Below are 22,186 nucleotides of genomic sequence, written 5' to 3'. Positions count from 1 at the left end.
GGCGTTGCCCCGAGAATGCTCAGCCTACGGGCGCTGAGCCCGGCACACCGATTCGCAGGAATGTCATGAAGCTCAATAAAACCCAGGCCATCGCCCGTCGCAACCAGGAACTGGGCGGCGCCGTGCTCGGCACCAACAACTGCCACTTCGCCGAACTGAACCGTAACCGCAACATCTGGTGGTTCGACCTGCCGGTGTCGCGTCTGGCCATCGGTCAGTACGAGTGGATTCACTTGCTGCTGCACACCCCGGCCACCGATGAATTGCTGCACCTGGAAGTGCCGACGGTGTTCCTGCGCGAAAAGCTCGAAGGTTTGGTGATTCGCAACGAAGGCAAACGCAAGGCGGCGCTGAGCCTGGAATTGAGTGCGGACAAGGATTCGTATCTGCAGGACATGCGACCGGCGGGGACCAATGTGAATTTTGCGCCGTTTCGTCAGTAATATTGGCGGCGCGGCCCGTTCCCCTCACCCTAGCCCTCTCCCAGAGGGAGAGGGGACTGACCGAGTTGCTCTCGCGGAATATGCCAACCTGAAATATCCAGCCGAACTCAAGATCCGAATTATCCCTGATCGGCTCCCTCTCCCTCTGGGAGAGGGCTGGGGTGAGGGGCAGTCTCGAAGCATGACTCAAGCCCTACTCGGCACCAACAAAAAGCCCCGCATCTGCGGGGCTTTTTATTACGCGGCAGACTTGGCCTTGATCTTCTTCAGCTCTTCATCCCGCAATTCGCGGCGCAGGATCTTGCCGACGTTGGTGGTCGGCAGGGCATCGCGGAATTCCACCGAACGCGGCACTTTGTAGCCGGTAACGTTGGCGCGCATGTGGTCCATGACCTGTTCTTTGGTCAGGGTCACTCCCGGTTTGGCGACGATGAAAATCTTGATCGCCTCACCCGACTTCTCGTCCGGCACGCCGATCGCCGCACACTGCAACACGCCCGGCAAAGTCGCCAGCACGTCTTCCAGTTCGTTCGGATAGACGTTGAAGCCAGACACCAGAATCATGTCTTTCTTGCGATCGACGATGCGCATGTAGCCGTCCGGCTGGATCAGCGCGATGTCACCGGTTTTCAGCCAGCCGTCGCTGTCGAGCATTTCATCGGTGGCTTCCTGACGCTGCCAGTAACCCTTCATCACTTGCGGGCCTTTGACGCACAACTCGCCGATTTCGCCCAGCGGCTGCTCGACACCGGCATCGTCGATGACTTTGCACAGGGTCGACGGTACCGGAATGCCAATGGTGCCGATCTGGATGTGCTGGATCGGGTTGACCGTGGCCACTGGGCTGGTTTCGGTCATGCCGTAGCCTTCGCAGATGGCGCAACCGGTCACGGCTTTCCAGCGCTCGGCTGCGGCCAGTTGCAGGGCCATGCCGCCGGACAGGGTGACTTTAAGCGCGGAGAAATCCAGTTTGCGGAAACCTTCGTTGTTGCACAGCGCCACGAACAGCGTGTTCAGACCGACAAAACCGCTGAACTTCCACTTCGACAGTTCCTTGACCATCGCCGGCAGGTCGCGCGGGTTGCTGATCAGGATGTTGTGGTTGCCGATCAGCATCATCGCCATGCAATGAAAGGTGAACGCATAGATGTGATACAGCGGCAGCGGCGTGATCAGGATCTCGCAGCCTTCGTTGAGGTTGGAGCCCATCAGCGCCTTGCATTGCAGCATGTTGGCGACCAGGTTGCGGTGCGTCAGCATCGCGCCCTTGGCCACGCCGGTGGTGCCGCCGGTGTATTGCAGCACCGCGACATCGCCGCTGTCCGGGTTGGCTTCGGCCACTGGCTGGCCGTGGCCCTTGCTCAGGACGTCGTTGAATTTGATGGCTTTGGGCAAGTGATAGGCCGGGACCATTTTCTTCACGTACTTGATGACGCTGTTGATCAGCAGGCGCTTGATCGGCGGCAGCAAGTCGGCGACTTCGGTGACGATGACGTGCTTGACGCCGGTCTTCGGCACCACGGCTTCGGCCAGGTGCGCCATGTTCGCCAGGCACACCAGGGCTTTGGCGCCGGAGTCGTTGAATTGGTGTTCCATTTCCCGCGCGGTGTACAGCGGGTTGGTGTTGACCACGATCAGCCCGGCGCGAATGGCACCGAAGACCGCGACCGGGTACTGGAGGACGTTGGGCAGTTGCACGGCGATTCGATCACCGGGCTGCAAGTCGGTATGCTGTTGCAGATACGCGGCAAAGGCCCCGGACAGCTCGTACAGCTCACCGTAGGTGATTGTCTTGCCGAGGTTGCTGAAAGCCGGTTTGTTGGCGAAGCGTTGGCAGGATTGCTTCAACACTGCCTGAATGTTCGGATACTCGTCTGGATTGATCTCGGCTGCGATTCCAGCCGGGTACTTATCCTTCCAAAAGTCTTCGATCATGGAAGCCCACTCCTCAGCAACGCGAATTCTTCACCGCATTTGATGCGATTATTATTGGTGTGTGTTTTGTATTGGTGAATCCGGCGTTTTACAGGCCGAGAAGTCACAAAGCGCGCCGAGAGTAGCAGCTTTGCCAAGGGTCGACCAGAGCCAAAAGAGGCCCCTACAGTCATATTGATGACTCAAGACTTTCCAGCGGTCATTTTAGAGCAAAAATCCTATAACTCCCCAAAACCCCCGAATTCAGCGGGCACAAAAGATTCGCGAGCAGGCTCGCTCCCACAGAAACCATCGATACCTGTGGGAGCGAGCCTGCTCGCGAATGTCACAAGCGCTGCGGTTCAGACCTAGGCGATATCCCGCAACTCGCGCCGCAGAATTTTCCCTACAGGCGTCATCGGCAACGACTCACGCAGCACGATGTGTTTCGGCACCTTGTAGGCCGTGAAATTCTCTTTGCAGTACGCCTTCAGCTCTTCCAGGCTGACCCCGCTCTCCCGCGCTACCACAAACAGCTTCACCGCCTCTCCCGAACGTTCGTCCGGCACGCCGATGACCGCGCAGTTGGCGACTTTCGGGTGGGCCATGACCACGTCTTCGATTTCGTTGGGGTACACGTTGAAACCGGAGACGATGATCATGTCCTTCTTGCGATCGACGATGCGCACAAAACCGTCCGGGTCGATCACGGCGATATCGCCAGACTTGAACCAACCCTCGGCATCCAGCACTTCGGCGGTGGCTTCGGGTTTGTTCCAGTAACCCTTCATGATCTGCGGGCCTTTGATGCACAGCTCGCCGCGCTCGCCCAGCGGCTGTTCGACGCCGTCATCGTTGATGATTTTCACCAGCGTGCCCGGCACCGGCAGGCCCACCGTGCCCAGGCGCGACTGATCGCCGTAAGGGTTGGTGCAGGCTACTGGCGAGGTTTCGGTCAGGCCGTAGCCTTCGGTGATACGGCAACCGGTCATCTGCTCCCAGCGCTCGGCGGTGGCCTTGACCAGCGCGGTGCCGCCGGAGTTGGTCAGCTTCAGACTGGAGAAATCCAGGGTCTTGAAGTCAGGGTGATCCATCAGCGCAACGAACAAGGTGTTCAAACCCAGCAGCGCCGAGAAGCGCCAGTTCTTCAGTTCCTTGATGAAGCCGGCAATGTCGCGCGGATTGGAGATCAGTACGTTGTGATTGCCCGAGACCATCATGCACATGCAATTCGCGGTGAAAGCATAGATGTGGTACAGCGGCAGCGGCGCGATCATCACCTCCTGGCCTTCGCGCAACAGCGGCTGACCGTCCGGGCCGAGCTGAGCCAGACAGGCGCGCACCTGCTGCATGTTCGCCACCAGATTGCCGTGGGTGAGCATCGCGCCCTTCGCCAGGCCGGTGGTGCCGCCGGTGTATTGCAGCACGGCGATGTCATCGAGGCCGACGTTCAGCGGTTTGATGCCCAGGCCGCGGCCCATGCGCAGCGCGCTTTTGAACGAGGTCGCTTGCGGCAGCGAATACTCGGGAACCAGTTTCTTCACTTTGCTGACCACGGTGTTGACCAGCCAGCCTTTGGCGGTGGGCATCAGGTCGCCCATCTTCGCTTCGATCAAATATTGGATGTCGGTGTCAGGCAGCACTTCCTGGACTTTCTGCCCGAACAGGTTCAGATAGACCAGCGCGCGCGCGCCGGAATCCTTGAACTGGTGGCGCATTTCCCGTGGCGTATACAACGGGTTGGTATTGACCACGATCAGCCCGGCGCGCAGCGCGCCGAACACGGCAATCGGATAATGCAGAACGTTGGGCATCTGCACCGCAATGCGATCCCCCGGCACCAGATCGGTATGGGCCTGCAGGTAACCGGCGAACGCCGCGCTCTGGCGCTCCAGTTCGGCGTAGGTCAGGGTGATGCCCATGCTGCTGAACGCCGGGCGGTCAGCGAACTTCTTGCAGGAACGCTCAAACACTTCGATGACCGACTTGAACTCGCCCATGTCGATGTCCAGCGGTACGCCGGCCGGGCGTTTGTCATTCCAGAAATCAGGTTGCATTGTTCTTGTCCTCGTTACCTGAGCCGATCCGGGAGCCGCTTTCTGTCGTTTCTGCTTCGTCCATGGAAGGCGAAAAGCACAAAGCGGAGCTTCACGGACACTAGCAGCTATGGCCATTGAGGCAAATATGACCCAAGCCCTCATTGATCCCGTGAATCTTCCTGCCGTGGCGTGAGCTGATCAGACGCGCTATACACTGTGGCGATGCTGAGCAAAGGAATCGCCATGACCCACGACACCTTCTGGCTGGACGCGAGTGACCGCAGCCGCCTGTACGTCAACCGCTGGCTGCCGGCCACGCCATTGAAAGCGGTGATTCTGCTGGCCCATGGCATGGCCGAACACAGCGCTCGCTACGCGCGGCTCGCCGACACGTTTTGCGACAAAGACTATGGCGTCTACGCCCCGGATCTGCGTGGCCATGGCCGCACCGCCGACAACGGCACTCTCGGCCATTTCGCCGATGACGATGGCTGGTGCAAGGTCGTTGGCGATCTGGCCAGCCTCAACCAGCACATCGGCCAGCAACATCCCGGCGTGCCGATCATCCTCCTCGGCCACAGCATGGGCAGCTACATCGCCCAAGGCTATTTGTTGCACCACAGCGCCAGTCTGCACGGGGCGATTCTCAGCGGCTCGAATTTCCAGCCGGTGGCGCTGTATCGCGCCGCGCGGCTGATAGCCCGGCTGGAAAAACTGCGCCAGGGCGGCAAGGGCCGCAGTGCATTGATCGAGTGGCTGTCGTTCGGCACGTTCAACAATAAATTCAAACCGGTGCGCACCCGTTTCGACTGGCTGAGCCGCGACCCGGCCGAGGTCGACAAGTACGCCGCCGACCCGTTGTGCGGCTTTCGCTGCACCAATCAGCTGTGGATCGACCTGCTCGGCGGCTTGCAGCAAATCAGCAAAGCGTCCAATCTCGCGCAGATCGATCCGGGCCTGCCGCTGCTGGTGATTGGCGGCGAATGTGATCCGGTGAGCGAGGGCAAGCGTCTGACAGATCTGGCCAATGCCTTGCGCAGGGCCGGCAGCCAGCATCTGCAACTGAAGATCTACCCGCAGGCCCGGCACGAATTGTTCAATGAAAGCAATCGCGACGAAGTGACCACCGATGTGCTCGCCTGGATCGACCAGGCCCTGAGCCACCGGCGCCCACAGCGCAGCGAATAAATTTTTTGTGGATTGACTGAAATCCGTCACAGGAATCGAGACCGATGACCCAGGTTACCAACATCCCTTACGAAGCCCTTGAAGTCGGCCAGACCGCCAGCTACAGCAAGACTGTCGAAGAGCGCGACATTCAGCTGTTCGCCGCGATGTCGGGCGACCACAACCCGGTGCACCTGGACGCCGAGTTTGCCGCCGCCAGCATGTTCAAGGAGCGCATCGCCCACGGCATGTTCAGCGGTGCGCTGATCAGCGCAGCGGTGGCCTGTGAATTGCCTGGGCCGGGCACTATCTATATCGGTCAGCAGATGAGCTTCCAGAAGCCGGTGAAGATCGGCGACACGCTGACGGTGCGCCTGGAAATTCTGGAGAAACTGCCGAAATTCCGCGTGCGCATTGCCACTCGCGTATTCAATCAGCGTGATGAGTTGGTAGTGGATGGCGAGGCCGAAATTCTCGCACCGCGCAAACAGCAGACGGTGACGTTGCCGACATTGCCGGCGATCAGTATTGGCTGATGATTGGGAAGTGTCAGGTAGATTGCTACCCCCTCACCCCAGCCCTCTCCCCCAAGGGGGCGAGGGGGAAAGGGAGCTGATCTGCATCGGATTCAAATCCTGCGCTCGGCGCGGGCGATCTTCAAGACCTTCCAGAACCAGAGTTCAACTCAGATCGCTCAAGTCGGCGTAACTCCGGCATTCACCTCGGTCAGTCCCCTCTCCCTCCGGGAGAGGGCTAGGGTGAGGGGCTTTTCCTGCGGGCACAAAAAAACGCCAGACAAGCTGGCGTTTTTTATCAGCCGACTAACTCTTACGAGTTGGCACGAGCCTGGTTACGCAGGGCTTTCACCTGGTCGTGGTTGCGTTGTACGCCGTGGTACTGACGCTCAACCAGATCCTTGATGCCCACCAGATTGTGCTTGTTGATCTTCTCGATAGCTTCACGATAAGCCTTCAGCGCATGGTCTTCACCGCGCTCGGCTTCGTTCAGTACAGCCTCTTCGTCTTTACCGGTGAACATGGATTTGACGTCGACCCAGCGACGGTGCAGATCACCGGCAACACTGGTCGAAGTTTCCGGATCACCGCCCAGCGAACGTACCTGAGCCTGCAGCTCGGCCGCTGCGGTGGCGCAATCGGCGGAGCGCTGCACGAACAGGGTTTTCAGTTCTGGGTGCTTGATGTCTTCGGCGCAAGTCTTGAACCCTTCCTGACCGTCCTTGCAGGTTTCAATCAGGTCGTTGAGTACAGAAATGGCTTCTTTATTCATGTCGGTCATTTTTCAATTCCTTGCGATGGGTTGAAGATGCAAGGGATATTGCAGTGTGCGTGCCAGCTTCGCTTAAGGTAAAAATATCTTTGTTTTCAGTGACTTAAGAAAGATTGAACCATCTGCATGCTGGTTTTTTGCATGATCTGTCATTTGGCCTGCATGCAGAATGCCTGTATTTTCCGGGCTGTCATGTGAATCGATGAAGCGTGCTGATGAATCCGGAAAAACTCGAACTGCTGATCACCCGCGAGATGCCCTTCGGCAAATACAAAGGGCGGATCATTGCCGACTTGCCTGGCCCCTATCTGAACTGGTTCGCCCGTGAAGGCTTTCCCCACGGTGAACTCGGCGGCCTGTTGGCGTTGATGCAGGAGATCGACCACAACGGCCTGTCCGACCTGCTCGAGCCGCTGCGCGCCAAACACGGCAAACCCGCCCCGCGCCACTGACGCGCCCTTCCCTCTTGAGCCTTGCCGACCATGCCTGACAACACCCGCCGCGCCCGTGACGAAGCCTTCTGGCAAACCTTTGCCGACCGATACGATGTGCAGCCCGGCCCGGTCAACCTGGAAAACGGTTACTTCGGGCGCATGTCGCGCACAGTGATCGAGGAATACCAGCGCAACATCGAGCTGATCAACACCAGTAACTCGATTTATGCACGCCAGCGCTTTGAACAGCACGACAACCTCGAAATCCGCGCGCAACTGGCCGAACTGATTGGCGTCCGCGCGCAAAGCGTGGCGCTGACGCGCAATGCCACCGAAGGCCTGCAATCGCTGATCCGCAATTACAATCGCCTGCAACCGGGCGATCAGGTGCTGATCTGTGATCTTGAGTACGACACGGTCAAAGGCGCCATGCGCTGGCTGGCGCAACAGCGTGGCGTTGAGGTCATCGAGATTACCCACCACCATCCCGCCAGTTTCGACAGCCTGCTGGAAAGCTACCGCGAAGCTTTTACCCGCCACCCGAAGCTCAAACTGATGGCGCTGACCCATGTCACCCATCGCACCGGTCTGGTCATGCCGGTGCAGGCCATCGCCGCACTGGCCAAAGAGCACGGCGTCGACATCATCCTCGACGGTGCCCACGCCCTCGGCCAGATTGAATTTGACCTGCAAGCGTTGGGCATCGCTTTCGCCGGTTACAACCTGCACAAATGGATCGGCGCACCGCTGACCCTTGGCTTCATCTATATCGCCCCGCAGCGTCTGGCTGATATCGATCCGGACATGGGCGAGATGCATTACCCGGTTACCGATATCCGCGCGCGCACCTCGTACAGCACGCCGAACATCCCGGCGCTGATGACCTTGCCGCTGGTGTTCGAAGAGCACGACGCCCTCGGTGGCGCCGCCGCCAAAAGCCCACGCCTGAATTACCTGCGCAACCTGTGGGTCAGCGCCGTGCGGCACCTGCCGGGCATCGAGGTGCTGACACCGGACGACCCGCAACTGTATTGCGGGATCACCGCGCTGCGCTTCACCCGGCATGCCGATCAACAGGCCATGGCCGAGCGGCTGCTCAGCGAATTCAACCTGTTCACCGTGGTGCGCACCGGCGCCGCATGCGGGCCGTGCATTCGCATCACCCCGGGGCTGACCACCACGGCTGGCGAGATGGAGCAGTTGGTCCACGCATTGAACCAGCTGCGCTAGAACGGCACACCGGAGTTTTTTTCGTAGCCTTCAAGACCCAACTGCGCCGACACGGCGAAGGTGTCGATGCCGAGGGTCAGGCTGGCGAAGGCGCCGTCTTCAAGATCGGCGCCGGCGATCGGCTGCAATACCAACTGCAAGGCGTCCTCGGCGGCAGCTTCACAGCCGCAGCGGCCTGGGAGGTGCAAGGTGCCGGCCCAGGCCTCGTGGTGAGCTTGGGCTCCTGCTTCGTCGCCGGGAATGAATACGTTCAGCTTCAGGCAAGCAGCCCCGTGCGCAGGTCGATCCAGATAGACACTGGTGAAGCGGACGATGCCATGGCTATCAGTCAATTGATTGCCGCCCAGGCTGGTGTCGCCATCGACACGCTGTTGAATGCGCACCAGCGCGCCGATGACCGGCTCGCTGGTCATCGCATCGACCAGCGACAGACGCAGGATCAGCGGCAGGCCTTGGACACCCTGGCTGATATTGCGCACTTGGGAATCGGCTGCGGGGCGGCCGAGGGGAAGTTGCTTCGGTTGATAACGGGATTGTGGTGTAAGGGTCAGAGACTGACGGTCGTCCATGAGGCGTTCTCTCTTCCATAAGATGGACGCAGATTAACCCCGTGAAAAAGACAGCGTGCAGTAACTATGTATCGCCGCATGTATCGGCAGTTTTTTCAGCGCAAAAAAAAGGTGCGCCGACCAAGCGCACCATAAAGCCGTAAAGCACACAACGAGGTGTAGGGGTAAAGATCAGTCCAGCAGCGCCAAGGCTTCGGCAGTGCATTCCTGAATACGCGCCCAGTCGCCGTTCTTGATCCACTCCGGATCAAGCATCCAGCTACCGCCCACGCACATGACGTTTTTCAGCGCCATGTAGCTCTTGATATTGGCCGGGCCGACGCCGCCAGTCGGGCAGAATTTCACTTCGCCGAACGGGCCGCCGAGCGCCTTGATTGCCGCCACGCCACCGCTGACTTCCGCCGGGAACAGCTTGAAGCGGCGATAGCCCAGACCGTAGCCTTCCATGATCCCCGAGGCGTTGCTGATGCCCGGCAACAGCGGAATAGGGCTGTCGACGCTGGCTTCGAGCAGGTCACGAGTGATGCCCGGGGTGACGATGAATTGCGAGCCGGCCGCTTCCGCCGCTGCGAGCATGTTGCGGTCGAGCACGGTGCCGGCACCGGTCATCAGTTCCGGGCGCTGTTCGCGCAGAATCTGAATGGCCTTGAGGCCGAACTGCGAACGCAGGGTCACTTCCAGCGCGGTCAGGCCACCGGCGGCGAGGGCGTCGGCCAGTGGCAGCACGTCCTGTTCGCGGGCGATGGTGATCACTGGCAGGATCCGCGCCTTGGCGCAGAGACTGTCGATCAGGGCAACTTTGTCCGCCATGGAAACGGTCGGGGATGGGGTTGTCATAGCGGCTGTTCCTTGGCTCATGGGCACCAGTAAATCTCTAACGTAGGTTGCAGAAACGCGCGCACCGGCATGGCCGCAACGTCATCGGATGCCAGCGCGGCATTCAGGGTGGTCAGTTTCGATTGACCGGAAATCGACAGAATCTTGTGCCGGGCCGAGGCCAGCAGCGCGCGGCTCATGGTCAGGCGCTGACGCGGCACGCTGGGCGCCAGCATCGGCCAGCAACGGCGCGTGCCATCGGCTTGCAGGGCTTCGGCGAGGTTCGGGCTGTCGGGGAACAGCGACGCGGTGTGACCGTCATCGCCCATGCCCAATACCAGCACGTCGATCGGCGGCAGTTCGCCGAGCAGACGATCGGCCTGTTCCGCAGCCTGCTCGACGTTGGCCGCCGCGCTGTAGAGGCTGAGGAACTGCGCCTTGGCTGCCGGGCCTTTGAGCAGATACTGCTTGAGCAGGCCGGCATTGCTGTCGGCATGTTCAACCGGTACCCAGCGTTCGTCGGCCAGGGTCACGACGACCTTCGACCAGTCCAGCTCCTGCTTGGCCAGGTGCTGGAAGAACGCTACCGGGCTGCGCCCGCCGGACACCACCAGCACCGCGTTGCCGCGTGCAGCAATGGCGTCGCTCAGTTGCTTGGCAACGTTCAGCGCCAGGCCTTCGGCGAGCAGCACCGGGCTGTTGAATTCGCGGGCAGTCACGCCCGTCGGCAGTTGCACATCAGATATCGCCATACCACGACCTCCCGTCCCGCGTGATCAAAGCAATGGAGCTCATCGGCCCCCACGACCCGGCCGCATACGGCTTGGGCGCGTCACCGGATTTCTTCCACCCGGCGATCAGCTGGTCACACCACTTCCACGCGGCTTCGATTTCATCTTTACGGACAAACAGGTTCTGATTGCCGTTCATCACTTCCAGCAACAACCGCTCATAGGCATCGGGGATCCGCGCGCTACGCCAGGTGTCGGAGAAATTCAGTTGCAGCGGCCCGCTGCGCAGTTGCATGCCCTTGTCCAGGCCCTGCTCCTTGGTCATCACGCGCAAGGAAATGCCTTCGTCCGGTTGCAGGCGGATGATCAGTTTGTTGCTGATCTGCAGACGCTGCTCCGGGGCGAAAATGTAGTGCGACGGTTCCTTGAAGTGGATGACGATCTGCGACAGCTTCTGCGGCATGCGCTTGCCGGTACGCAGGTAGAACGGCACGCCGGCCCAGCGCCAGTTGCGGATGTCGGCACGCAGGGCGACGAAGGTTTCGGTGTCGCTCTGGGTGTTGGAATTCGGTTCTTCGAGGTAACCCGGAACGGATTTGCCCTCGCTGTGGCCGGCGATGTACTGGCCGCGCACCACTTGTGTGGTCAGGCCTTCCGGGCTGATCGGCGCGAGCGCCTTGAGCACTTTCACTTTCTCGTCACGGATGCTGTCGGCGGACAGGTCGGCCGGCGGGTCCATGGCAATCAGGCAGAGCAGCTGCAACAGGTGATTCTGGATCATGTCGCGCAGTTGGCCGGCCTTGTCGAAATAGCCCCAACGGCCTTCGATGCCGACCTTCTCGGCCACGGTGATTTCCACGTGGGAGATGTAATTCTGGTTCCACTGGGTTTCGAACAGGCTGTTGGCGAAGCGCAGGGCGATCAGGTTTTGAACGGTCTCTTTGCCCAGATAGTGGTCGATGCGGTAGGTGCGGTCTTCCGGGAAAAACTGCGCGACGGCGTCGTTGACCTTGCGCGAGGACTCCAGGTCAGAGCCGATCGGTTTTTCCAGCACTACACGGGTGTTTTCGGCCAGACCGACTTTCTCGAGGTTCTCGCAGATCGCGCCGTACACCGCCGCCGGAGTAGCGAAGTAGGCAATCATGCGCTGGCTGCTGCCGGCCAGTTCCGCCAGCGCCACGTAATCCTCAGCCTTGAGGAAGTCGACGTGCAGATAGGTCAGGCGCGCGAGAAAGCGCTCGGCCACGGTTTCGTTCAGCTCTTTGCCGACGTAACGGCGCAATTCGGCGGCGATGAACGCCATGTGCTGCTGCTCGCTGCCGGGCTCACGGGCCAGCGCGATGATGCGCGTGTCCTCGTGCAGCAGGTCGGCACCGTCAAGGTGATACAGGGCAGGAAACAGCTTGCGCAGGGCCAGATCGCCAAGCGCGCCGAACAAGGCAAAGGTGCACGGTTCAACCGTAATGGAAGGCATGATGTTTGTTCTTTTATCAAGTTAAGCTACAAATACCTTTTTTCAAGGCATCACTCAAGGGAAAATGTAGTAATAACCACAACATTTTCGCAGAATACTCAATCCGAGTGGTGGTCGCCCGGACGCATCAGTAGGATAGGCCACCGTCACGGGCCATATCAAAGGCCCAATTTGCATAGCCCGACGCAACTCTGCGTCGGTGAATCAGGAATTCCATATGGACCGCGTGCGAAATTTACTGGAACAGATCCAGAGTCGCCTTGAAGAGCTGAACAAGGCCGAACGTAAGGTCGCCGAGGTGATCCTGCTCAACCCGCAGCAGGCCACCCGCTTCAGCATCGCCGCCCTCGCCCAGGCCGCCTCGGTGAGCGAACCGACGGTCAACCGTTTCTGCCGCTCGTTCGGTGTAAGCGGTTATCCCGAACTCAAGCTGCAATTGGCCCAGAGCCTGGCCAGTGGCGCGGCGTATGTCAGCCGCGCGGTCGAGGCTGACGACAATCCCGAGGCGTACACGCAGAAGATTTTCGGCAGCGCCATCGCCTCCCTGGACAGTGCTTGCCAGGCACTCGACCCGAACCTGATCAGCCGCGCCGTCGACCTGTTGATCCAGGCCCGGCAGATCCACTTCTTCGGCCTCGGCGCCTCTGCCCCGGTGGCGCTGGATGCGCAGCACAAGTTCTTCCGCTTCAACCTTGCGGTCACCGCGCATGCCGATGTGCTGATGCAGCGAATGATTGCTTCGGTGGCGCACACCGGTGAGCTGTTCGTGATCATTTCCTACACCGGGCGTACCCGCGAGCTGGTGGAAGTGGCGCGGATTGCCCGCGAGAACGGTGCTTCGGTGTTGGGCCTGACGGCGGAGAATTCACCGCTGGCCAAGGCCAGTACCTTGAGCCTGAATATTCCGTTGCCGGAAGACACCGACATTTACATGCCGATGACGTCGCGGATCATTCAGTTGACGGTGCTGGATGTGCTGGCGACCGGGATGACGTTGCGTCGCGGGGTGGATTTCCAACCGCATTTGCGCAAGATCAAAGAGAGCCTGAATGCCAGCCGGTATCCGGTTGGGGATGAATTCAACTAAAGATCAAAAGCCCCCTCACCCCAGCCCTCTCCCGGAGGGAGAGGGAGCCGACCGAGGTGTCTTGCGCGGTACATCGACCTGAAATATCCAGTCGATTATGGATTCAGAACTGCACTTTCACGTCGGCGTAATTCTTGAGCATCCCCCATTCGGTCCCCTCTCCCTCTGGGAGAGGGCTAGGGTGAGGGTATCGGTGTACTTGACGCACTAAGCCGCTGCCCACGCCTGCAAACTCAAATGCGCCTTCTCCCCCGGCGCCAGGTGCAGGCTGTCGGTGCCGCCCGCTGCTGCTTCTACGCAAACGAATTCCGATACCTCGTCCCAGCTCACCCCCAGCAACGGCCGCGCGCCGGGATGCCAGACGACGGTGTCGCCGCTGTCACCGGTATCGATGCACAACTCGCGCTGCCAGGCGTGATCCTTGAGCTGCAATTCGCCGTCGTGCTGGAACACCCGCTGACAGCCGCCATCGACTCGCAACTCGCCTTCCTGCTGGCAAACCTGACGATTCAACTGATCATAACCCTGCGCGCCTTCGAGCCCAGACAGCGCTATCTCACCAACATCGCCTATACGCCAGTAAGCGTGCAAAGCCTGGCTCAACTGGCACGGCATGTCGTCCTGATGCTCGGTGCTCAGGCGTAATTCCATGCGTTCGCCAAGGTGCGCATGCAGGTCAACCTGCCAGTCGCACAGCTGTAATTGCCAGTGCAGGCGCACGCCATCCTCGGCGCTGCTGCTGTCGAGCAGTTTCCAGTCGAGCAGTCGCGCCCAACCATGGGACGGCCACGCGTTTTCGCTCGGATGACGGCCATACCACGGCCAGCACACCGGCACGCCACCGCGAATCGCGCCGACATGCGGCCACTTCGCCGCGCACCACAACCACGGCTTCTGCCCGCGCGGCTGAAAATGCAGCAACTGCGCGCCCTGACGACTGAACACCGCCTGACACAGCGGATGATCGATCACCAACACGTCGCGCATCTGATAGCGCTCCCAGGCGAACACCGGTCGCTCGCGCAGGGATTTGAAGAAGCGTTGCAGCGGATGCTCATGCATTGGCTACGGTCCTGAAAATCATGGGGTACTTATCAATCCAAAAGCCTTGCATAGCACTTTGTGGCGAGGGGATTCATCCCCGCTGGGTCGCGAAGCGGCCCTGAATACCATTCACCGAGGTGTATCAGCCAGATTGTGCTTGTAGGATTTGGGGCCGCTTCGCAGCCCAGCGGGGATGAATCCCCTCGCCACAAAAAATTCTCCAGCCACAAAAAATCATCAAGCAACACATCTGACCTGTGTCACAAAAAAAAGCGGACAGCCTTGGCTGTCCGCAAAATGCGCACATAGAGAGGAGCTTATCGCAGACGCGTCAGAACGTTGACTGAATTTTCAGGCCAGCGACCAAAGCGTTATCGACTTCATCCACACCGCCCGGATGGGTGATGTATTGCAGGTTGGGACGCACGGTCAGCCAGTTGGTGACATGGATGCCGTAGTTGAGTTCGTAGTTGTACTCGGTCTCACGAATCGGCGAGAACGCGGCGTTGTTGTAGTCGGACACACCGTTGGCAGCGTTCAGCAGTTCAGCATTGCGCTTGACGTCCTTGTTGACGTGGATACGCGCAGCGCCAATACCGATGTCATCTTTCGGACGCGCATCGAACGGGCCTTTGTAGACAAACATCACCGACTGGTAGTTGTCGATGAAGTTGGTGTCCTTGTCGTGGAAAGTCGCGTTGGCAGCGATGTTCAGACCGCGAGTGGCATCACCGTTGTGGCTGGTGAGTTGCTGTTGCGCAACGAACCAGTAACCGCTTTTGCTGTTGTGCGACTTGTAGTCATCACCGGTGGTTGCCGCATCGAGACCGTTGACGTCTTCGCGAACGTCGTCGGCATCGGCCGTGCTCTTGTAGTAACCGACGCGGTATTCGCCCGGCAGGCTGTTGACCTTCGGCGACCAGACCAACTCAACCGGCAGCACGGTACCTTTGGTGCCGCTGCCGCTGAGCTTGAAGCCGTTGCCGTGTTCCAGTTGCGACGGGTTCTGGTTGTACGCACCGATTTGCGCGTAGAGCTCGTCGTTGATGTTGTACTTCACACGGATCGCGGCCTGGCTGACGGGCCAGTTGTACCAGATGTTGGTCGCCCAGTTACCCACTTGCGAACCGCAGAACGCCAGGTTCTGGAAGTCGCACGGGAAGGTGTTGAAGTCTTCGCCTTCGCCGAAGTAACCGGCCTTGACGTCGAGCTTGTTGTCGAAGAACTGGTGCTGGATCCACAACTGGGTCAGACGCACCATGTGGCCACGGCCGTAGACTTCCTGCGAGGAGCTGAGGGTGCCGGCACGCGGATCGCCAACGCGGTCGTTGGAGATGTTGTAGCCGTTACGGTTGGTCAGCTGGATCTTCGCCTGGGTGTTGTCCCAGCCCCACAGTTTCTGCAGGTCGAGGGCCACGCCCAGACCGAACTGGTCGGCGTAACGCGCGGTCTTGTCGTCGTTGTAGCCGCCGTTCAGGTTGGCGCCCATCTCGCCAACGTAGTCGGCCTTGATGTCGATACCCTGCTCGATCAGCTTGGTGCGCTCGCCGCCCCAGTCGCCGGTCATCCACTTGGAGTCGGAGCTGAACGCATCCGCCGCCATTGCATTACCGGCCAGCACCAGTGCAGCTGCCGCAGAAACCTGGCAGATCAACCGGGCATTGACGTGTTTCTTTTTCATCCCTACATCCTCGTCTTTATTGTTATTAACTGTTTTTATCTAACGCGGTTTACATAAAGTGCGACGAATGACAGGCCATTCACCGCGTGCTCCTTTGTGGAACCGGCCCTTGTGGGAGCTGGCTTGCCAGCGATGCGAGCGACTCGGTCTGTCGCCAAACCGGTTTGATGCCATCGCTGGCAAGCCAGCTCCCACAGGACCGCATTCCAGCATTGTTCTTCAGCGCCCTTTGAACTCCGCCACATTCGCCGACCGGTTTTCTGTCTGCACCTGGCCCGCAACGCCCAGACGCTCACCGGTATTGGCATCGAACAACAACACCTTTGATGGATCGAACTGCAGCGTCAGGCTTTCGCCTACCTGCGGTGCCACGTCGGGCGCCAGTCGGCAGCAGACCTTGGTGTCGTTCAAGTTGACGAACACCAGGGTGTCCGGACCGGTCGGTTCGGTGACCTGCACTTCGGCGCGGATGCTTGGCAGACCATTGCCCTCGCCGTTCGCCAGCACGATCTGCTCCGGGCGCAGGCCGAGGATCACTTCGCGATCTTCAAGCCCGGCGTCCTGCATGCTCATCGGCAATTCGCAGCGCGCCTGGCCGCTGTCGAGCAGCGCCAGCAGACGACCGTCCTTGCGCTGCAAACGCAGGGGGATGAAGTTCATCGGCGGCGAGCCGATGAAGCTCGCCACGAACAGGTTGGCCGGGTTGTTGTAGATGTCTTTCGGCGTACCGAACTGCTGAATGATGCCGTCCTTCATCACCGCGACCTTGTCGCCCAGAGTCATCGCTTCGATCTGGTCGTGGGTCACGTAAACGGTGGTAGTTTTCAGGCGCTGGTGCATCAGTTTCATTTCGGTACGCATCTCGACGCGCAGCTTGGCGTCGAGGTTCGACAGCGGTTCGTCGAACAGGTAGATCTTCGGCCGCCGCGCCAGAGCACGGCCCATCGCCACGCGCTGTTGCTGACCACCGGAGAGCTGGCCCGGCTTGCGGTTGAGCAGGTGTTCGATCTGCAACAGCTTGGCGACACGGGCGACTTCTTCGTCGATCGCTGCCTGTGGCATCTTGCGGATCTTCAGGCCGAACTCGATGTTCTCGCGCACGCTCATGGTCGGGTACAGCGCGTAGGACTGAAACACCATGGCGATGTCACGATCCTTGGGGCTCATGCCGCTGACATCCTGATCACCGATCATGATCGCGCCGCCGGTGATGGTTTCCAGGCCGGCGATGCAGTTCATCAAGGTCGATTTGCCGCAGCCCGACGGGCCGACGAGGATCAGGAATTCACCGTCCTTGATCGACAGTTCGATGTTCTTCAGGGTGTCCGGCAGGCCGGCCCCGTAGGTCTTGTTTACGTTGCGAAGTTCAAGCGTAGCCATGATTACCCCTTGACCGCGCCGGCCGTCAGCCCGCGCACGAAATACTTGCCTGCGACCACATAGACCAGCAGGGTCGGCAGGCCGGCGATCATCGCCGCTGCCATATCCACGTTGTATTCCTTGGCGCCGGTGCTGGTGTTGACCAGGTTGTTCAGCGCCACGGTGATCGGTTGCGAATCACCGCTGGAGAACACCACCCCGAACAGGAAGTCGTTCCAGATCTGGGTGAACTGCCAGATCAGGCAGACCATGATGATCGGCGTCGACATCGGCAGAATGATGCGGCGGAAAATCGTGAAGAAACCCGCGCCATCCAGACGCGCAGCCTTGACCAGCGCATCGGGAATGCTCACGTAGTAGTTGCGGAAGAACAGCGTGGTGAACGCCAGACCGTAGACCACGTGCACGAACACCAGGCCGGTGGTGGTGCTCGCCAGGCCCATCTTGCCGAGGGTGAACGAGGCTGGCAGCAGCACGGTCTGGAACGGCAGGAAGCAGCCGAACAGCAGCAGACCGAAGAACAACTGCGAACCACGGAAGCGCCACATCGACAGCACGTAACCGTTCAACGCACCGATGGCGGTGGAGATGATTACCGCCGGTACGGTGATCTTGATCGAGTTCCAGAAGTAGCCGTCAACCGTGGCCCAGGCCTTGACCCAGCCGATGCCGCTGACCACGGTCGGCCAGCTCAGCAGGTTGCCGGTGCTGATGTCTTCCGGGGTCTTGAAGCTGGTCAGCAACATCACCACCAGCGGCACCAGATAGAGGAACACCGCAAGGATCAGCACCGCGTAGATCGCGATGCGACTGAAGCTGATCGCAGGTTTGGCAGCGAGACTAGTCATGACGCTTGGTCCTCAGCTCGGAATACAGGTAAGGCACGATGATCGCGAGGATCGCACCGAGCATCAGAATCGCACTGGCCGAGCCCATGCCCATCTGGCCGCGACTGAAGGTGAAGGAATACATGAACATCGCTGGCAGGTCGGAGGAATAACCCGGGCCGCCGGCGGTCATTGCCGCAACGAGGTCGAAGCTCTTGATCGCGATGTGCGCGAGGATCATCACCGCACTGAAGAACACCGGACGCAGGCTTGGCAGCACGACTTTCCAGTAGATGCGCGGCATGCTCGCGCCGTCGATCTGCGCAGCACGGATGATCGATTGATCGACGCCACGCAGGCCGGCGAGGAACATCGCCATGATGAAGCCCGAGGCTTGCCACACAGCGGCAATCACCAGGCAGTAGACCACGCGATCAGGGTCGATCAGCCAGTCCAGACGGAAACCTTCCCAGCCCCAGTCACGCAACAATTTGTCCAGGCCCATGCCCGGGTTGAGCAGCCATTTCCACGCGGTACCGGTAACGATCATCGAGAGCGCCATCGGGTACAGGTAAATGGTGCGGATAAAGCCTTCGCGACGGATGCGCTGGTCGAGGAACACCGCCAGCAACACGCCGATCACCAGAGTGATGCCGATGAACATGCCGCCGAACACGGCGAGGTTCTTGCTCGCCACCCACCAGCGATCGTTGTCGAACAACCGCGCGTATTGCGCCAGACCGGCCCACTTGTAGTTGGGCAGGAAAGTCGAGGTGGTGAACGACAGAATGAACGTCCACAGGATGTAGCCATAGAAGCCCACCAGCACGATGAACATGCTCGGCGCCAGCACCAGTTTCGGTAGCCAGCGCTGCAATGCATCGAACGGCGAGGCCTTGCTGAACACAGCAACAGAACTCATGGGGAAATCCACAATAAGGGTTTACGAAAGCATTCCCTTGCAGGAGTGAGCCCTGTGGCGAGGGGATTTATCCCCGATCGACTGCGCAGCAGTCGCGAAATCATTACATGCGGTATTTCAGACACTGCGCCGCTGCAACTTTCCGGGGTCGCTTCGCAACCCATCGGGGATGAATCCCCTCACCACAAACGCCCACTCCTACAGGGCCAAGCATTACTTGGCCGACTGAACCGCCGCGCCGAGTTTCTTCGCCGCATCGGCCGGGTCGGCTTTCGGGTCGTTGATGTAGTTGGTGACTACGTCAAAGAACGCGCCCTGCACGGCCAGCGTGGTCGCCATGTTGTGCGCCATGCTTGGTTGCAGGCCGCCGGACTTGGCGTCCGCGAGGAAGTCTTTGGCAGCGGTCTGCGCGCAGGAATCGAAGCCGAGCTTGTCCATGTTGTTCAACATGTCGTTGCGCACCGGGATCGAGCCTTTGTTGATGCTGAAGACTTTCTGGAAGTTCTCACCCAGCACGACTTTGGCGATGTCCTGCTGACCGGCCGCAGTGCCTGCGTCCTTCTGCTTGAACACGGCCAGCGAGTCGATGTTGTAGGTGAATGCCTTGTCGGTGCCCGGGAACGCTACGCACTCGTAGTCCTTGCCGGCGACTTTCTTGGCGGCGGTCCATTCGGACTTGGCCCAGTCACCCATGATCTGCATGCCGGCCTTGCCGTTGATGACCTTGGCCGCTTCGAGGTTCCAGTCCTGGCCTTTGCCGTCCGCGTCCATGTAGGTCGCGACTTTCTTCAGCTCGGTGAGCGCCTTGACCATTTCCGGGCCGGTCAGCGCTTTGTTGTCGAGATCGACCAGGGCTTTCTTGTAGCCATCCACGCCCATGACCGAGAGCACCACGGCTTCGAACACGGTGCTGTCCTGCCAAGGCTGACCGCCGTGGGCGAGCGGAATGAAGCCCGCCGCTTTCAGCTTGTCGCCGGCCGCGTAGAACTCTTCGAGGGTGGTTGGATTCTTGGTGATGCCGGCTTTCTTGAAGACTTCCGGGTTGATCCACAGCCAGTTCACGCGGTGAATGTTCACCGGCACGGCCACGTAATCACCGTCGTACTTCACGGTATCGGAGACTTTCTTGTCGAGCAGGCTGTCCCACTTTTCCGACTTGGCGACGTCTTTCAAAACGTCGGTGTCGAGCAGGCCGGTCGACGCCCATTCCTGGATGTCCGGGCCTTTGATCTGCGCTACGCCTGGCGGGTTACCGGCAACGGCACGGCTTTTCAGCACGGTCATGGCAGTCGCACCGCCACCACCGGCGACAGCGCCGTCCTTCCAGGTGAAACCGTCTTTTTCGACTTGGGCCTTGAGCACATCGACAGCGGCTTTTTCGCCACCGGAGGTCCACCAGTGCACGACTTCGACCGAACCTTTGGAATCGGCAGCGGAGACACTGAGCGGCAGGATTGCGAGCGGGAACAGGGAGGCGACAGAAATGACAGTAGCGAGGCGAGAAATCGCATTCATTCGAGATGTACCTTTCTTGTTGTTATGCATTGCAAGTCTGGTGCTTGCGCTGCACGGAGTTTAAACAGAGCGTTTCGCTTCGCAGGTAACGAAGGGACGCGTAAATGTCACGACATGGTTACACAGCAACAGGCTGGGACAACTGCGCCAAAGCCGTGGCCATGCTTGGCGCCAGCGGCAATCGCGGAATCAGCACAGCCTGCCAGGCGTGATACAGATCGGGCTTGCCCGGCCAGATATCGGCACTTGGCACATTCTGCGGATTGAGTTCGTGATGCCAACTGCCGTTGCAGCGGTCGATGAAATTCGTCTCGCAGAACTCCCAGAACAGCCGGTACCAGGTTTCGTATTGCCCGTCGCCGGTGCGTTTGAGCAAGGCACTGGCGGCGGCGCTGGCTTCGGCATGCGTCCAGTGCAGGCGATGGCGGACCACGGCTTTGTTGTGCCAGTCGAGGGTGTAGACAATGCCCGGTGCGCCATCGACATCCCAGCCGTGCCGGCAATTGTTTTCGAAGAGTTTTTGCGCATCAGTCGCCAGCCAGCCCGGCGTAAGCATGCCGGCCTGCACCCGCGCGGCTTCAAGATGCAGGAGCAAGCGCGCCCACTCGAAACCGTGGCCCGGCGTGGTGCCGTAAGGACGAAAACCGTCAGCCGGATTGTCGTGGTTGTATTCGCGCAGCGGTTGCCAATCGCGATCGAAGTGTTCGATGACCATGTAGTCGTTGGCTGCAGCGTGACCATGGATCACTCGTTCGACGATGCGCTGGGCGCGCACCAGCCAGCGCGGATCTTCAGTGACATCGGCCAGCGCGAGGAATGCTTCGGTCGCGTGCATGTTGCTGTTGGCGCCGCGATAGGCTTCTTCTTCGCTCCAGTCGCGATTGAAGAATTCGCGCATGGCGCCCTCTTCTTCGCTCCAGAAATAAGTGTCGATGATGTCGATGGCGTCATCGAGCAAGGCCTGGGCGCCGGGCCGTTGTGCGACCACGGCGGAGCTGGCGGCGAGCGCGACAAAGGCGTGCAGGTAGGCGTTCTTGCCGGTGTTGTCGTCGCGGTGTTCGGCCACCGCAAACCAGCCGCCGTGCAACGCATCACGCAGTGGCCCGCGCAACGCGGCGATACCGTGATCGACCAGCTCGGCAAACCCCGGCAGGCCCTGAATGTGGGCCATGGCGAAGCTGTGGGTCATGCGCGCGGTGTTCATGGTCTCGGCTTGCGCGTGCGCCGGCAAACGGCCGCGCTCGTCGAGGTTGCCGAAGCCTTCGGGCAGTCGTGATGCCTTGGCGAAATCCAGCAGACGCAGGCCTTCGGCGGCGAGCCATTGCTGGTGGGCAGGGGCGTTCAGCCAACTGCTGAAGTCTGGGTGAAAGGTGTCCATGGTGTGACCCTTTTTTGTTGTTAGGACTGCGGGCAGTCTAAACAACGGGCCGGGGCGGGCTTGTAACGAAGGGGACGGTATTTGTCACTAGCTCGTGACAAAAAAGAAGAGCAAAAGCACCCTCACCCCAACCCTCTCCCGGAGGGAGAGGGGGCCGACCGAGGTGTCTTGCGTCCTCTGTCGACCTGAAAAATATTGGCGATTATGATTCACCACCGCATTTACAGGTCAGCGCAGCTCAGCAGCAT

Annotated in this window: 20 protein-coding genes; 6 read left to right on the top strand and 14 right to left on the bottom strand. The window is 60.0% G+C overall.

Going from position 1 to position 22,186, the window contains the following annotated elements; all coding sequences use genetic code 11:
• Positions 1-65 precede the first annotated feature (65 nt).
• Positions 66-443 (top strand): hypothetical protein, encoded by a 378-nt coding sequence (locus tag V8J63_RS08155; RefSeq protein WP_336463873.1) that lies wholly within the window; start codon positions 66-68, stop codon positions 441-443.
• A gap of 237 nt (positions 444-680) precedes the next feature.
• Here the strand turns inward: V8J63_RS08155 and fadD1 are convergent, their stop codons facing one another.
• Positions 681-2,378, bottom strand: a complete 1,698-nt coding sequence (gene fadD1 / locus V8J63_RS08150) for a long-chain-fatty-acid--CoA ligase FadD1 (protein ID WP_024014053.1) — start codon at positions 2,376-2,378, stop codon at positions 681-683.
• Positions 2,379-2,725: 347 nt separating this feature from the next.
• Positions 2,726-4,414 (bottom strand): long-chain-fatty-acid--CoA ligase FadD2, encoded by a 1,689-nt coding sequence (gene fadD2 / locus V8J63_RS08145; RefSeq protein WP_024014054.1) that lies wholly within the window; start codon positions 4,412-4,414, stop codon positions 2,726-2,728.
• A gap of 225 nt (positions 4,415-4,639) precedes the next feature.
• Here fadD2 and V8J63_RS08140 point away from each other — a divergent pair, with 225 nt between their 5' ends.
• Together V8J63_RS08140 and V8J63_RS08135 are read left to right on the top strand one after the other, a co-directional pair.
• The gene (locus V8J63_RS08140; protein ID WP_130927182.1) at positions 4,640-5,584 is read left to right on the top strand and encodes an alpha/beta hydrolase; all 945 of its coding nucleotides are present in this window, start codon (positions 4,640-4,642) and stop codon (positions 5,582-5,584) included.
• 44 nt (positions 5,585-5,628) lie between these two features.
• Positions 5,629-6,099 (top strand): MaoC family dehydratase, encoded by a 471-nt coding sequence (locus tag V8J63_RS08135; RefSeq protein WP_003227420.1) that lies wholly within the window; start codon positions 5,629-5,631, stop codon positions 6,097-6,099.
• Positions 6,100-6,391: 292 nt separating this feature from the next.
• On the opposite strand, the gene V8J63_RS08130 is transcribed toward V8J63_RS08135, so the two are convergent.
• Positions 6,392-6,859, bottom strand: coding sequence for a ferritin-like domain-containing protein (locus V8J63_RS08130; protein WP_016773542.1), 468 nt, complete (start codon positions 6,857-6,859; stop codon positions 6,392-6,394).
• A 206-nt stretch (positions 6,860-7,065) separates the two neighbouring features.
• Here V8J63_RS08130 and V8J63_RS08125 point away from each other — a divergent pair, with 206 nt between their 5' ends.
• Positions 7,066-7,302: a DUF3820 family protein gene (locus V8J63_RS08125; RefSeq protein WP_003227425.1), complete on the top strand. Its 237-nt coding sequence runs from the start codon at positions 7,066-7,068 to the stop codon at positions 7,300-7,302.
• Between the two features lie 30 nt (positions 7,303-7,332).
• Entirely contained in the window at positions 7,333-8,514 is a 1,182-nt protein-coding gene (locus V8J63_RS08120) for an aminotransferase class V-fold PLP-dependent enzyme (protein WP_336463872.1), read from the top strand.
• On the opposite strand, the gene V8J63_RS08115 is transcribed toward V8J63_RS08120, so the two are convergent.
• The 4 genes from V8J63_RS08115 to zwf form a co-directional block, all read right to left on the bottom strand.
• On the bottom strand, positions 8,511-9,083 hold the full coding sequence (locus tag V8J63_RS08115) for a hypothetical protein (RefSeq protein ID WP_336463871.1): 573 nt from the start codon (positions 9,081-9,083) through the stop codon (positions 8,511-8,513). The genes V8J63_RS08120 and V8J63_RS08115 overlap by 4 nt on opposite strands.
• A gap of 171 nt (positions 9,084-9,254) precedes the next feature.
• Complete coding sequence (locus V8J63_RS08110; RefSeq protein ID WP_016773539.1) at positions 9,255-9,920, bottom strand: bifunctional 4-hydroxy-2-oxoglutarate aldolase/2-dehydro-3-deoxy-phosphogluconate aldolase; 666 nt, start codon at positions 9,918-9,920, stop codon at positions 9,255-9,257.
• A 17-nt stretch (positions 9,921-9,937) separates the two neighbouring features.
• Complete coding sequence (gene pgl, locus V8J63_RS08105) at positions 9,938-10,651, bottom strand: 6-phosphogluconolactonase (protein WP_024014058.1); 714 nt, start codon at positions 10,649-10,651, stop codon at positions 9,938-9,940.
• Positions 10,638-12,104, bottom strand: coding sequence for a glucose-6-phosphate dehydrogenase (gene zwf / locus V8J63_RS08100; RefSeq protein WP_016773537.1), 1,467 nt, complete (start codon positions 12,102-12,104; stop codon positions 10,638-10,640). The genes pgl and zwf overlap by 14 nt, the downstream gene beginning before the upstream one ends.
• 226 nt (positions 12,105-12,330) lie before the next feature.
• On the opposite strand from zwf, the gene V8J63_RS08095 reads away from it, so the two are divergent.
• A complete protein-coding gene (locus V8J63_RS08095; RefSeq protein ID WP_169842436.1) occupies positions 12,331-13,191 on the top strand; it encodes a MurR/RpiR family transcriptional regulator in 861 nt (286 codons plus the stop codon).
• 207 nt (positions 13,192-13,398) lie between these two features.
• Here the strand turns inward: V8J63_RS08095 and V8J63_RS08090 are convergent, their stop codons facing one another.
• The 7 genes from V8J63_RS08090 to V8J63_RS08060 form a co-directional block, all read right to left on the bottom strand.
• A complete protein-coding gene (locus tag V8J63_RS08090; protein ID WP_073472039.1) occupies positions 13,399-14,253 on the bottom strand; it encodes a D-hexose-6-phosphate mutarotase in 855 nt (284 codons plus the stop codon).
• Positions 14,254-14,566: 313 nt separating this feature from the next.
• Positions 14,567-15,916 carry a carbohydrate porin gene (locus tag V8J63_RS08085; protein WP_336463870.1) on the bottom strand — a complete coding sequence of 450 codons (1,350 nt, stop codon included), beginning with the start codon at positions 15,914-15,916 and terminating at the stop codon, positions 14,567-14,569.
• A gap of 219 nt (positions 15,917-16,135) precedes the next feature.
• Positions 16,136-17,296: an ABC transporter ATP-binding protein gene (locus tag V8J63_RS08080; protein WP_125926434.1), complete on the bottom strand. Its 1,161-nt coding sequence runs from the start codon at positions 17,294-17,296 to the stop codon at positions 16,136-16,138.
• Positions 17,297-17,298: 2 nt separating this feature from the next.
• Complete coding sequence (locus tag V8J63_RS08075; protein ID WP_016773534.1) at positions 17,299-18,144, bottom strand: carbohydrate ABC transporter permease; 846 nt, start codon at positions 18,142-18,144, stop codon at positions 17,299-17,301.
• Positions 18,137-19,045, bottom strand: coding sequence for a carbohydrate ABC transporter permease (locus V8J63_RS08070; protein WP_016773533.1), 909 nt, complete (start codon positions 19,043-19,045; stop codon positions 18,137-18,139). Before V8J63_RS08070 ends, V8J63_RS08075 begins: the two co-directional genes overlap by 8 nt.
• 213 nt (positions 19,046-19,258) lie before the next feature.
• Positions 19,259-20,560 carry an ABC transporter substrate-binding protein gene (locus V8J63_RS08065; protein WP_024014061.1) on the bottom strand — a complete coding sequence of 434 codons (1,302 nt, stop codon included), beginning with the start codon at positions 20,558-20,560 and terminating at the stop codon, positions 19,259-19,261.
• 118 nt (positions 20,561-20,678) lie between these two features.
• Positions 20,679-21,938: a D-mannose isomerase gene (locus tag V8J63_RS08060; protein WP_125926432.1), complete on the bottom strand. Its 1,260-nt coding sequence runs from the start codon at positions 21,936-21,938 to the stop codon at positions 20,679-20,681.
• Positions 21,939-22,186: the final 248 nt, after the last annotated feature.

Source organism: Pseudomonas sp. CCNWLW23, from assembly GCF_037095675.1.
In the GTDB taxonomy this organism is placed as follows: domain Bacteria; phylum Pseudomonadota; class Gammaproteobacteria; order Pseudomonadales; family Pseudomonadaceae; genus Aquipseudomonas; species Aquipseudomonas atacamensis.
This window is presented reverse-complemented; position numbering and strand designations above follow the sequence as displayed.

Excerpts from the sequence above, each read along its gene's own strand:
- V8J63_RS08155 (WP_336463873.1), top strand. The coding sequence starts at position 66 with ATGAAGCTCAATAAAACCCAGGCCATCGCCCGTCGCAACCAGGAACTG.
- fadD1 (WP_024014053.1), bottom strand. The coding sequence starts at position 2,378 with ATGATCGAAGACTTTTGGAAGGATAAGTACCCGGCTGGAATCGCAGCC.
- fadD2 (WP_024014054.1), bottom strand. The coding sequence starts at position 4,414 with ATGCAACCTGATTTCTGGAATGACAAACGCCCGGCCGGCGTACCGCTG.
- V8J63_RS08140 (WP_130927182.1), top strand. The coding sequence starts at position 4,640 with ATGACCCACGACACCTTCTGGCTGGACGCGAGTGACCGCAGCCGCCTG.
- V8J63_RS08135 (WP_003227420.1), top strand. The coding sequence starts at position 5,629 with ATGACCCAGGTTACCAACATCCCTTACGAAGCCCTTGAAGTCGGCCAG.
- V8J63_RS08130 (WP_016773542.1), bottom strand. The coding sequence starts at position 6,859 with ATGACCGACATGAATAAAGAAGCCATTTCTGTACTCAACGACCTGATT.
- V8J63_RS08125 (WP_003227425.1), top strand. The coding sequence starts at position 7,066 with ATGAATCCGGAAAAACTCGAACTGCTGATCACCCGCGAGATGCCCTTC.
- V8J63_RS08120 (WP_336463872.1), top strand. The coding sequence starts at position 7,333 with ATGCCTGACAACACCCGCCGCGCCCGTGACGAAGCCTTCTGGCAAACC.
- V8J63_RS08115 (WP_336463871.1), bottom strand. The coding sequence starts at position 9,083 with ATGGACGACCGTCAGTCTCTGACCCTTACACCACAATCCCGTTATCAA.
- V8J63_RS08110 (WP_016773539.1), bottom strand. The coding sequence starts at position 9,920 with ATGACAACCCCATCCCCGACCGTTTCCATGGCGGACAAAGTTGCCCTG.
- pgl (WP_024014058.1), bottom strand. The coding sequence starts at position 10,651 with ATGGCGATATCTGATGTGCAACTGCCGACGGGCGTGACTGCCCGCGAA.
- zwf (WP_016773537.1), bottom strand. The coding sequence starts at position 12,104 with ATGCCTTCCATTACGGTTGAACCGTGCACCTTTGCCTTGTTCGGCGCG.
- V8J63_RS08090 (WP_073472039.1), bottom strand. The coding sequence starts at position 14,253 with ATGCATGAGCATCCGCTGCAACGCTTCTTCAAATCCCTGCGCGAGCGA.
- V8J63_RS08085 (WP_336463870.1), bottom strand. The coding sequence starts at position 15,916 with ATGAAAAAGAAACACGTCAATGCCCGGTTGATCTGCCAGGTTTCTGCG.
- V8J63_RS08080 (WP_125926434.1), bottom strand. The coding sequence starts at position 17,296 with ATGGCTACGCTTGAACTTCGCAACGTAAACAAGACCTACGGGGCCGGC.
- V8J63_RS08075 (WP_016773534.1), bottom strand. The coding sequence starts at position 18,144 with ATGACTAGTCTCGCTGCCAAACCTGCGATCAGCTTCAGTCGCATCGCG.
- V8J63_RS08070 (WP_016773533.1), bottom strand. The coding sequence starts at position 19,045 with ATGAGTTCTGTTGCTGTGTTCAGCAAGGCCTCGCCGTTCGATGCATTG.
- V8J63_RS08065 (WP_024014061.1), bottom strand. The coding sequence starts at position 20,560 with ATGAATGCGATTTCTCGCCTCGCTACTGTCATTTCTGTCGCCTCCCTG.
- V8J63_RS08060 (WP_125926432.1), bottom strand. The coding sequence starts at position 21,938 with ATGGACACCTTTCACCCAGACTTCAGCAGTTGGCTGAACGCCCCTGCC.